The following is a 9,620-nucleotide window of genomic DNA, read 5'->3' as shown; positions in this document are numbered from 1 at the left end:
TTGCAAGGTGCCCTTGCCCTGCTTGTCACCGCCGATCCTGACGCTGCCGCCGCCATCCTTGCCCGAGGCATCGACCTTGGCGGCTTTGAGCTTCAGTTTGCGGCCGGTGACCGTGACCTTGCCGCCCTTGCCGCCGGCCTTGGCCGAAGCGTCGAGCGTGCCGGTGATTTCGACCGCGCCTTCATCGCCGCCAAGCACGATGGCGCCGGATTGACCTGACACCGTGCGTGCCTCGATGACACCGGACATGTTGACGGCCTGGCGTGCTGCATTGCGCACCGCCGCCGCCTTGAGTTCGACCAGTCCGCCATCGGCACTGATACGTCCGGAATTGCTGACCAGCGCATTGCTGCCATCAGCCCTGGTCGGCACGGAGACCTGCAAGAAGCCGTCGCCGGACAGATCGAGCGCCGCCTTCTCGCCCGAGCCGAGCCCGACCTTGCCGAGCGGCACGGTGATCGAGCCGGCATTGTCGACGCTGCCGCCGATCAATGCGGCATAGCCGCCACGCCCGATGCTGATCGCACCCTGGTTGGCGACGGCAGCGGAAGCTCCCTTGCCTTCGAACTCCAGCTTTCCGGCCTCAAAATCCTCGTCGCTGATGCCCAGCGAGGAGCCGACGAAACCGGCGGCACTGACCTTGCCGGTCTTGGAGATGGCAATGCCGTTGGGATTGACCAGGAACACCTGGCCATTGGCGTTGAGCTGGCCCGATATGGTCGATTTAGTGCCACCGGTGACGCGGTTCAGCATCGTTGCCGAGGACGATGGCTGGTCGATAGTGACTGTTGCGCCGGCGCCGATGGAAAAACTCTGCCAGTTGACGATCGCCGAACTGGTCGACTGCTTGATGGTCAGTTGCGACGACGATGGATTGGCGATGGTGACACCGCCGGACGCCACGCTGCCGCCTGTTGGCAGTTCCTGTGCTCGCGCCGACGTGAAGCCGACAAGTGCCGTCGACGTCAAAAGCAGCGCCATCAACGGCGCGCCGGTGCGGTTAAGGTGCCGCCGTGAGAGGTGGGCTTTGCGCTTCATGGTGATCTCTCTAGAACTGGACGGCGCCGCTGAGCGAAAAGCGATCGCTTGTCGGCAGGTGATCGTCGCGATGCTGGCGGCCCCATTCCAGCGTCAGGCTGGCGTTGGTCGCGTCACCCGCCAGCGCGGTGCCGACCTTAAGGCCAAGCCCGTATGACGCGCCGACGATGTTGGCCGTCTCGAGCGCGGTCGGCATTTCGAGATGCACCTGGCCGACAGCGCCGAACACGTAGGGAGACAACGAAACGATGCCGCCGGTGAACGGGACGTACCAGGGTGAGGACAGCTCGCCGCGCAGCACATAGCCGGAATCGCCCTGCAGCGCGCCGGCGTCGAAGCTCGACAGGCCGTTCGCGCCGACCAGCCCGATCTGTTCGGACTGCAGCAGCGGCTTGCCAAACGAGGTCTGCGCGCGGGCGTAGAGATCGAGGCCGAGATGGGCGGAAAGCGGCTGGCTGTAGCTGGCCGAGATCTCCAGCTTCTGGAAAGCGGCGTCGGCGCCCTGGCGCGACAGCGGCAGCAGCGGCGTCGCATCGGCGGCCGAGCGCGCGCCGAGCCCATCGATACCAAAAGAGGCAACGACGTTGCCGATGAAGACGCCGCCAAGCGGTGTGAACCAGGTGCCATCGAGACCGAGCCGGGCAATGCGCAATCGGTCCTCGGCGATCGGCAGCGAAATCGGCGTCACCGCGTCGAGCGTGTCGTTTTGCACGTCGAATGACAGTTCGGTGCTGATCGTAAGCGCGCGGCTGCGTATCCAGGGATAGCGAAGCCGCGCCGAATAACGCTCGAAAGCGCTGCCGAAGCCGAGCGTGCCGGGCTCGGCTGTCGGATTGGCCTGCGTGCGGCTGGCTTCCAGGTTGAGCGTCAGCCCGTCATAGCCGATCGGCACGACGATGCCGGCGGCATAGTTGCGATTGCGTGGGCCATCCGTGAACAGGCCGCTCTCGCCGCCATCGGGGTAGCCGCCGGCCCTGACATAGACGAGTTCGCCGAGGCCGAGCAATGAGTTGAAATCGACGCCGATGCCCGTAGACCAGCGCTGCAACGATGGCGATAGCGAGTTGTCCCCGGTCATTTGGCCGCCGATCGGGCGATATTTGCCGTCGATGACCAGCACGCTTGCGCCTTTGGCCGAGCCTGCCTGCAAGGTCGAGCGCAGCCGGGCGCCGGGCGTATCGCCAGCCAGCAGCAGCTTGCGTTCGATCGCCGACAGCTTGATGCTTTTCTGTCCAACGAGCGGCGCCAGCGTTGCCTCGACCCGCCCGCGTATGCGCTCGGGCAGATTGCTGGTGTCGATCCGTTCGAGAAAGCCATCGACGACGACCAGCCGGAGTCTTGCGCCGTCGTTGAGCTTCTGCGCCGGCAGCACCACCCGCACCAGCGCATAGCCGGCCCATCCATATTCGGTTTCGAGTTTTCGCGCCGCGGCAAAGATTTCCGCCGCCGTCACCGTGCGGTGCGCAAGGCCGGCAACGATCTTGCGTGTTGCGTCAGCCATGTCGGGCAAGCCGCCTTCGACGCTGACATCCCCGAGCTTGACCTTGAGCTTCCCGGCACCCGCCGGCGCTTCGAGGCCCACACCTTCGGGAATGGAAACACCTGCCGTGTTGGCTGCCGGCGGCGGCCGAAAGCTGGGCGGCGTGATCTGGCTGGCTGTCTGCGCGAATGCGCCGGCTTGAAGCCACAGGCACGCCGAGGCAACAAGCAGGATCAACCATCCCCCACGGGCTGCCAGCTCACCGAAAACTGGGTGACAGTCGTTATCCCTGCCAACCGCGATCTTGCTTGTATACTTCACTCAATCACTCGTCCTTCGAGGTAGAGTTCGGCAAAGCTTCGCCACCGCGCGAGATTTCATCGCTCGTTAATTGGCTTCTGCTTTCGAACTCATTTCCGGGAAGGCGTGCCCCCGCCGCTCGGATGTCGCGGAAACTATGCCGCGCTCTGGTGAACGTCAATTCAACGGGCGGCCGTCCGGCTGACTATTATTGGGAGGGGTTTTCCAAAGCGTAGCAACCGGTTAGCGGACCCCACCATGAACCGGTCGTGGCCTGCCCCATGTTCGGGTTGGGCTTGCTCTTCGCATTCGGTGCCTCTGGACACAGCTGTCGAAGGCTGGAAAATGTGGACGCGACTCCGCTGTTGGAGTTAACTCGGAACATGAGGAGGATGGCGCTGAATCTGGAAGACATTGCCGGCCATCCGGCCCTGCATCGCTGTGTCCAGGCACAGTCGTTGGCGCTGATCGACATCTATGAAACGAGCCCGCGACTGGCTTCCATTTTCGCCACGCAGCAGCGTTGGCTGATGGGTCATGTCGGCCTTGCCATGCATTTCAGGCGCGATCCGCACGACCGCCGCAAGGAGCTGACGGTATCGCGTTTCATCGAGTTCGTACACCAGCACGCGGTGGCCAGCCGCAACACGGCGGACGCTTTCATCAAGGAGATGCTGCACTATCATGTCGCCGAGTATGTTTCGGGTGGCGACGGGCGCACGCACCCCTTGCAGCCAACGGCGGCAACCGTGCAGACTTTCACCGGCTGGGTCCTTGCTCATCTGCAGACGCTGGATCATCTCGATGGTGCCGACCGGCTGGCCAGGTTCCTTGAGCGGCCCGACATGGTTGCCAGGCTGCAGCCTCTGGTCGCGGACGGCCTGCTTGCCTCCAAGCCGGTGCGTGAGCCCAACCAGACCTTTTCGCTGTTCATCTGGCTCAACAATGGCGGCATTGTCATGGACTGGCTGATGTCGGGCATCGACCCCGATCATGCCGGCCTGGACCGGATTCCGACCAGCGTGGTTTCGATCGGAGATTTCGCCAGATGGCTCAAGCTGTCGCGGACCCACCTCGCCCGCAAGCTGCGCGCTGCCGAGGAACTCGGCAGCATCGGCTGGCTCGGCCAGCGCGGCCATTCGGTGATGTGGGTGTCGAACACCTTCTACCAGGAGTACATGACCGTCCAGGCCGCCAAGCTGGCCATTGTCGATGCGGCATTCGCCGCCTGTTTTCCAGTCCCGGAAGACCGCTGAGGGTCGGCGCGATCGACATCTGCCCGGACCGAGAACATTGTCTCCTGGCGATCATAACCTGTTATAGACAGGGCGCGTCTGGACACGGGCCGTGAAGGCTGAGAATGTGATCTGCGTCTTCGTGGCCGTAAGGCTGGATCGGAGCATGGGGGGAATGACGCAGACCTTTGACCATATTGCCGGTCACCCGGCATTGCATCGCTGTGTCCGTGCCCAGGCGCAGGCGATGATCCAGGCCTATGGGATGAACCCGAGGCTCGCCTCGATATTTGCCACCCAGCAGCGCTGGTTGATGGCGCATATCGGCCTTGCCCTGCATTTCAGACGGGAGCCCGATGATTACCGCAAGCAGTTGACGGCGGCGCGTTTCATCGACGTCATCCGGGAGAATTCCGTCGCCAGCCGCAACACCGCCGACGCCTTCCTCAAGGAGATGCTGCATTACAATTTCATCGAGCACCTGCCGGCAACACAGGACGGCCGCATCCGCCCCATTCAGCCAACGGTGAACACGCTGGAGACGGTTGCCGGCTGGATGATGGCGCACCTGCACACGCTGGACAGTCTCAACGGTGCGAACCGTCTGGCGACGTTTCTGGAGCGGCCCGATGCTCTCGCCAGGGTGCAGCCGCTGGTGGCCGACGGCCTGATCTCCTCCAGCCCCGTGCGCGAGCCCAGGCAGACCTTTTCGCTGTTCACCTGGCTCAACAATGGCGGCGTCGTCATGGACTGGCTGATATCGGGCGTCGATCCCGACCATGCCGGCCTCGCTGAAATACCGACCGGCGTCGTCTCGATCGGCGATTTCGCCAAATGGCTCAAGCTGTCGCGAACCCACCTGGCACGCAAACTGCGGGATGCTGAAGACCTCGGCAGCGTTGGCTGGCTTGGCCAGCGCGGCAATTCGGTGATGTGGGTGTCGGGCGATTTCTACCGGGAATACATGACCGCCCAGGCCGTCAAGCTGGCTATCATCGATGCCGCGTTCGTCAAGGCCTTCGACTCGCCGGCAGGCAGCTGACCGGTGCGGCATCCCCGGTGCGGGGATGCCCAAGCCGGCGAGCCTTTCAGTCGATATCGAATGACACGCCCTGGGCGAGCGGCAGCGCCTTGGAATAGTTCACCGTGTTGGTGGCGCGCCGCATATAGGCCTTCCATGCGTCGGAGCCGCTCTCGCGGCCGCCCCCGGTTTCCTTTTCGCCGCCAAAGGCACCGCCGATCTCGGCGCCCGAGGTACCGATGTTGACATTGGCAATGCCGCAATCCGATCCGTCGACACCCAGGAAACGCTCGGATTCCTGCAGGTCTCGGGTGAAGATCGACGAGGACAGGCCTGCCCCCACGGCATTGTGCTCGTCGAGCACCGCGTCGAAGTCCGAATATTTCATCACGTAGAGGATCGGCGCGAAGGTCTCTTCCGTCACCGGTGACACCTGGCTTGGCATTTCGACCAGCGCCGGGTGCACGTAGTACGCATCCGGATGGCCGTTCTCGACCCGCGTGCCGCCGGTCACCTTGCCGCCATGGGCAGCGGCTTCCTTCAGCGCCTTCTGCATGGCGTCGAAGGCCGCCTTGTCGATCAGCGGCCCGACCAGCGAGGACGTCTCCAGCGGATTGCCGACAGACACACTCTCGTAGGCCTTCTTGAGGCGCGGAACCAAGGCGTCGTAGACGCTGTCATGCACGAACAGGCGCCGCAGCGTCGTGCAGCGCTGGCCGGCCGTGCCCATCGCTCCAAACGCAATCGCACGCAGCGCCATGTCGAGATCGGCGGTCGGGCAGACGATGCCGGCATTGTTGCCGCCGAGTTCCAGCACCGCGCGCGCAAAGCGCTTGGCCAGCCGCGGGCCGACGTCGCGGCCCATGCGGGTCGAGCCGGTTGCCGAAACCAGCGGCACTTTGGGGTGATCGACCAGGATCTCGCCGACGGCGCGGTCGCCGATCAGCACCGGCGCCAGGCCATCAGGTGCGTCCGCGCCGAAGCGCTCGACCGCACGCTTGAAGATAGCCTCGCAGGCAAGTGCGGTCAGCGGCGTCTTTTCCGACGGCTTCCACACCACTGCGTCGCCGCAGACCAGTGCCAGGGCGGCATTCCACGACCACACAGCCACCGGGAAGTTGAAGGCGGAAATGACGCCGACGACGCCGAGCGGATGCCAGGTTTCCATCATCCGATGGCCCGGGCGCTCGGTGGCGATGGTCAGGCCGTACAATTGCCGGGAGAGGCCTACGGCGAAATCGCAGATGTCGATCATCTCCTGCACTTCGCCGAGGCCCTCGGACGGGATCTTGCCGACCTCGATCGAGACCAGCCGGCCAAGCTCGGCCTTGTGCGTACGCAGCTCCTCGCCCAGCAGCCGCACCAGTTCGCCACGCCGCGGGCCTGGCACCATGCGCCAGGCTTGGAAGGCCTTGTGCGCGGCATCAATGATCTTAGCCGCTTCGGCCGGCGAGATCGTCCTCAGCGCCGCGATCTGCTCGCCCGTCACCGGGCTGCGCACGATCAGGTCGCCGCCGACAAGCGTCTCCTTGGCCACACCCAGTTTCGCCAGCAGTTCGGTCGTTTCCTTGCCTATCGTCATTCTTGTCCCTTTCAGATCCAGTCGCTCATAATGCATGTCGCCCAAAAGTGCCCCGCGGTTTTGGGACAACGACATGCACAAAAGGCATGCCGGTCAAAGCCTGGCGTCATGCTGCCCGCGTGCACAAAGGCACCTCAGGCACGATCATCGCGTGGCATTACTCGTTTCAAGGGAAAATCACCACCCCGGCATGGTCTAAGCCCAAACTGCACGATTGAGCCAGATGGGGCAGATGGCGCTCAGTTTGCCTTCTTGGCCGGTGGGCGTACCGCACCGTCCCTGATCAGCCGGTCGATATGCATGCGGATATGTGCCGCTTCCGCCGCCGTGTTAGCAAGCGCTATGGCGCGGTCGAAGGCGACGCGCGCCTCGTCCCCCCGGTCGAGTTGCATCAAGAGGCCCCCCTTGAGGCCGAAAAAATGGAAATAGCCGGAAAGCCGTTCTTCCAGCGGCTCGATCATGGCCAGCGCCTCTGCCGGTCCACGCACCTTCGAGACCGCGACAGCCCGGTTGAGCGTGACCACCGGCGACGGCTGCATCTGCTCCAGCAAGCGATAGAGCAGGTCGATCTCGTTCCAGTCGGTATCCTCCGCCTTTTCGGCCCGCGCGTGCAGTGCGGCAATCGCCGCTTGCACCTGGTAGGGGCCGGGCTTGCGATGGCGTAGCGCCTTGTCGACCAGCGCCAGCCCCTCATCGATCATCTTGCGGCTCCACAGGCTGCGATCCTGGTCTTCGAGCAGCACGATCTCGCCGCTCTCGTCGAAACGGGCCGGTGCGCGCGCATGCTGCAGAAGCAACAGCGCCGTCAGCCCCATGATCTCCGGCTCGGTCTGGAACAACCGCAGCAGGAGCCGTGCCAGCCGGATCGCCTCCTCGCACAGCGGTGCGCGGGCCGGCGCCTCGCCGCTGTTGGTCGAATAGCCCTCGTTGAAGACCAAGTAGACCATGGCGGCGACGGCGGCGAGGCGTTCCGACCGCTCGACCGCGCCCGGCGTCTCGAACGGCACGCCGGCGTCCGCAATGCGCGCCTTGGCGCGAGTGATGCGCTGCTCCATGGCGCTTTCGCCAACCAGGAAGGCGCGCGCGATCTGCTTGACCGTAAGACCGGAGACGATGCGCAGCGCCACCGCGATCTGCTGCGTTGCCGGCAGATCAGGATGGCAGCAGATGAACAGCAGCCGCAATATGTCGTCGCGGTAGTGCGCCCCGTCCAGCCGCTCGGCGATATCGCTCTCGGCGTCCTCCAGATCCGAAACCTGGTCTTCCTCCGGCATCGGCGCCTGCTTGGCGCGCTTGCGCACCGCATCGATGCCGCTGTTGCGGCCGACGAAGATCAGCCACGCCGCCGGGTCGCGCGGCGGCCCGTTCTGCGGCCAGTTCTTCAGCGCCCTGAGGCACGCGTCCTGGAAAGCTTCCTCCGCCGTATCGAGATCGCGGAAATAACGCAGCAGCGCACCCATCGCCTGCGGGCGGGCGGCGCTGATCGCGGAGCTGATCCAGGCCATTTCGGTCATGCGGAAACCTTGGCGGGATTGAAGATCGAGACCGGCCGGATCTCATAGGAGCCGCCGCTCGGGTTGACTTCGGAAAGCTCGCGGGCGAACTCCACCGCCTCGTCGAGATCGGCGCATTCGAGCGTGTAGAAGCCGAGGAACTGTTCCTTGGTCTCGGCGAACGGCCCGTCGATGACGACCGATTCGCCCTTGACCTTTCTCAGGGTCGTCGCGGCGGTCGTCGGCAGAAGCCGTGCCACCGGGCCGAGCCGACCAGCCTTGGCGTACTTGTCCTGAACGTCGAGGAGATTGGCCATGACCTCGTCGTCCTGTGCCTTGCTCCAGGAGCAGACGACATCTTCGGAGGCATAGCAGAGGATTGCGTAGAGCATGGCGGGTCCTTTTCTCTGTCAAAGGACGAAACAGTAAGACCGATCCCGACACGACGTCGATAAAAAAATCCAGATGTAGACGGATTTGGCCACGGCCAGCCGCGCCGGTCAGCTTTCTCCCAGTTTCAGCCATCGCAGCACGAGAGCTTCCTCGTCATCGAGACCATCGATGGAGCGTTTGCGTTTGTTGGCTTGTGCCATTTCATTCAGCAACCGCCCCTCGGACCACGCTTCGAAGACCCGCGGATGGATATAGCATTTGCGGCAGACGGCGCGCGTATTGCCCAGCCGCTCGGCAACCTTGTCGATGACGCTGTTCATCGCCCTGTTTCGCTGTGCCTGGCTTTGCGGCAGTTCCGTTTGGGCAAACAGCGACGCGGCGTGAATGGTGCCGCCCCAGGTGCGGAAATGCTTCGAACTGAAGGCGTCACCGACCGCCTCACGGATATAGCGGTTGACGTCCTCGGAGCGGACCGGCCGCCTGTTGCCGTCCTCATCGAGATACTGGAACAGCTTCTGGCCTGGCAGGTCCTGTGCGCCGCGCACAATCCTGGCGATGCGGCGGTCGACCAGCTTCAGCTTCCACTCCTTGCCCGACTTGCCCTTGAAGGCAAAGCGCAGGCTTGAACCGACAATATCCACATGCCGGTCGCGCAACGTGGTCAGCCCGAAACTCTTGTTGTCGCGGGCGTAGGCGGCATTGCCGACCCGGATCATCGTGTTATCGAGCAGCCAGACGACCGCGGCGACGACACGCTCGAACGGCAGGCCACGACGGCGCAGATCGCTGTCGATCCTGTGCCGCAGGTCCGGCAGGCTCTCGGCGAAAGCAACCAGGCTCGAATATTTGGCACCATCGCGCTCTTCGGCCCATTGCGGATGATAGCGATATTGCTTGCGTCCGCGCTGGTCCCTGCCGGTTGCCTGGATATGGCCGTCCGCGTCCGGCGAAATCCACACATCCGTCCAGGCCGGCGGAATGACGATCGCCTCGATGCGGGCCCTGGTAGTGTCCGAAACTGTCCCTCCGTCCGGCCCCTGGTAGGAAAACCCCTTGCCCGTCTTTAGCCGTCGGATAC

General features: G+C 64.0%; 9 protein-coding genes. 3 read left to right on the top strand and 6 right to left on the bottom strand.

Annotation, left to right across the window (positions count from 1 at the left end; all coding sequences use genetic code 11):
* Both EN964_RS14065 and EN964_RS14060 read right to left on the bottom strand, forming a co-directional pair.
* On the bottom strand, positions 1-1,038 hold a 1,038-nt coding region (locus EN964_RS14065), incomplete at its 3' end, for a filamentous hemagglutinin N-terminal domain-containing protein (RefSeq protein WP_127276457.1).
* 10 nt (positions 1,039-1,048) lie between these two features.
* Positions 1,049-2,839, bottom strand: coding sequence for a ShlB/FhaC/HecB family hemolysin secretion/activation protein (locus tag EN964_RS14060; protein ID WP_245465079.1), 1,791 nt, complete (start codon positions 2,837-2,839; stop codon positions 1,049-1,051).
* A gap of 371 nt (positions 2,840-3,210) precedes the next feature.
* Between EN964_RS14060 and EN964_RS14055 the strand changes: the two genes are divergently transcribed.
* Both EN964_RS14055 and EN964_RS14050 read left to right on the top strand, forming a co-directional pair.
* The gene (locus tag EN964_RS14055; RefSeq protein ID WP_164748799.1) at positions 3,211-4,074 is read left to right on the top strand and encodes a hypothetical protein; all 864 of its coding nucleotides are present in this window, start codon (positions 3,211-3,213) and stop codon (positions 4,072-4,074) included.
* Positions 4,075-4,228: 154 nt separating this feature from the next.
* Complete coding sequence (locus EN964_RS14050; RefSeq protein WP_127271538.1) at positions 4,229-5,095, top strand: hypothetical protein; 867 nt, start codon at positions 4,229-4,231, stop codon at positions 5,093-5,095.
* Positions 5,096-5,141: 46 nt separating this feature from the next.
* Here the strand turns inward: EN964_RS14050 and EN964_RS14045 are convergent, their stop codons facing one another.
* Entirely contained in the window at positions 5,142-6,656 is a 1,515-nt protein-coding gene (locus tag EN964_RS14045; RefSeq protein WP_127270095.1) for an aldehyde dehydrogenase family protein, read from the bottom strand.
* A gap of 86 nt (positions 6,657-6,742) precedes the next feature.
* Between EN964_RS14045 and EN964_RS39090 the strand changes: the two genes are divergently transcribed.
* Positions 6,743-6,874: a hypothetical protein gene (locus tag EN964_RS39090; protein WP_281057362.1), complete on the top strand. Its 132-nt coding sequence runs from the start codon at positions 6,743-6,745 to the stop codon at positions 6,872-6,874.
* Between the two features lie 21 nt (positions 6,875-6,895).
* On the opposite strand, the gene EN964_RS14040 is transcribed toward EN964_RS39090, so the two are convergent.
* The 3 genes from EN964_RS14040 to EN964_RS14030 all read right to left on the bottom strand — a co-directional run.
* A complete protein-coding gene (locus EN964_RS14040) occupies positions 6,896-8,170 on the bottom strand; it encodes an RNA polymerase sigma factor (protein WP_127270094.1) in 1,275 nt (424 codons plus the stop codon).
* Positions 8,167-8,541 (bottom strand): YciI family protein, encoded by a 375-nt coding sequence (locus tag EN964_RS14035; RefSeq protein ID WP_127270092.1) that lies wholly within the window; start codon positions 8,539-8,541, stop codon positions 8,167-8,169. Before EN964_RS14035 ends, EN964_RS14040 begins: the two co-directional genes overlap by 4 nt.
* A 108-nt stretch (positions 8,542-8,649) precedes the next feature.
* Positions 8,650-9,620, bottom strand: a 971-nt coding sequence (locus tag EN964_RS14030) for a DNA topoisomerase IB (RefSeq protein WP_164775817.1), incomplete at its 5' end; no start/stop codon positions are given.

The sequence above is a fragment of the Mesorhizobium sp. M7A.F.Ca.CA.001.10.2.1 genome (assembly GCF_003998575.1).
Classification (GTDB): domain Bacteria; phylum Pseudomonadota; class Alphaproteobacteria; order Rhizobiales; family Rhizobiaceae; genus Mesorhizobium.
Note: the sequence above shows the minus strand (reverse complement) of the source record. Positions and strands in the feature narration are given on the sequence as shown.